We start from the raw sequence: 912 nt of genomic DNA on the forward strand, positions 1-912 counted from the left end.
CGGGGCCGCAGTCTGGCTGCCTACGAGCACCAGGATGTGCCCTTCGAGGTGCTGGTGGAGCGGCTCAACCCGACCCGAAGCATGGCCCATCACCCGCTGGTGCAGGTGATGTTGGCCTGGCAGAACTTCGCCGGGGACCCGACCACCGGTGTGACGCTGGGTGATCTGCAGGTCAGCCCGGTACCGATAGACACCCGTACAGCCCGTGTGGACCTCACGTTCTCGTTGGGCGAACGCTGGAGCGAGGCCGGTGATCTCGCCGGGATCGGCGGGACGGTGGAGTTCCGCACCGACGTGTTCGACACCCAAAGCATCGAAAGACTGATCGAGCGGTTCCAGTGGGTGCTGGTGGCCATGACCGCCGATCCCAGCCAGCGGTTGTCGTCGGTGGATGTGCTCGATGCCGATGAGCGCGCCCGCCTGGACACGATCGGTAACCGGGCGGTGTTGGCCCGGACGCTGTCTACCGCGGCGTCGATTCCGGCGGTGTTCGCCGCAGAAGTAAAGCGCGCGCCCGAAGCGCCGGCGGTGACCTTCGACGGCCACTCGATGACCTACCGGGAACTCGACGATGCGTCGAACCGGTTGGCGCATCGGCTGGCCGGCCTGGGCGCCGGGCCGGGAGAATGTGTGGCGTTGCTGTTGCCTCGGTCGGCCGAGGCGGTCGTGGCGATAATGGCGGTGCTCAAAACCGGCGCGGCATATCTGGCGATTGACCCGGCGCACCCGGCGGCGCGAATGGAGTTCATGGTCGCCGACGCCGCACCGATCGCCGCGATCACCACTGCCGGGTTGGCCGACCGCCTGGACGCCCGCCAATTGCCGGTCATTGATGTCGACGACCCTCGCATTGCCGGCCACCCGTGCACGGGCTTGCCGGCGCCGGCCCCGGAGGAGATCGCCTACCTGATC

1 protein-coding gene is annotated in these 912 nt (G+C 68.0%); it reads left to right on the forward strand.

The window, feature by feature from the left end; translation table 11 throughout:
* The coding region (locus tag A5760_RS11750; RefSeq protein ID WP_155764305.1) for an AMP-binding protein at positions 1-912 on the forward strand (912 nt) is incomplete at both ends.

The sequence above is a fragment of the Mycobacterium colombiense genome (assembly GCF_001665835.1).
Lineage (GTDB): Bacteria > Actinomycetota > Actinomycetes > Mycobacteriales > Mycobacteriaceae > Mycobacterium > Mycobacterium colombiense_A.